Raw genomic sequence first — 359 nt, forward strand, 5'->3', positions numbered from 1 at the left:
CGGCCTCAGCTTCGCGTAGGAAGCCGATGATCTGCTCTTCGGAAAAGCGCTTCTTCACGTCCAATCTCCTTCTCATTGAGGATTGGACTCCAAACCGCTTCGCTACTCAATCTCGGGGGGACGTCGGAGTCTTTCAACGGGCGTTTACGCGATGAATGCCTCAACGAGCACTGGTTCCCGACATTGCTTCATGCCCGTACCAGCATCGAAAGCTGGCGGCGCGACTACAACGAAGAAAGGCCCAAAAGAGCGCTTGGCGGACTAACGCCCGCCCAGTACGCCGCGCAGTTGGCGACGAAGAAAGATAACATCAGCACCGGACTCTAAACCCGCCCACTACTCAAGCCGGGGGGACGTCG

General features: G+C 57.7%; 1 pseudogene. It reads left to right on the top strand.

The window, feature by feature from the left end:
• Positions 1–126: 126 nt before the first annotated feature.
• A pseudogene (locus tag MRBLST15_RS10260) lies at positions 127–327 on the top strand (integrase core domain-containing protein); the annotation flags it as partial.
• Positions 328–359 lie beyond the last annotated feature (32 nt).

This window comes from Stenotrophomonas sp. LST15-1-1.1 (genome assembly GCF_040815575.1).
Taxonomy (GTDB): Bacteria; Pseudomonadota; Gammaproteobacteria; order Xanthomonadales; family Xanthomonadaceae; genus Stenotrophomonas; species Stenotrophomonas lactitubi_B.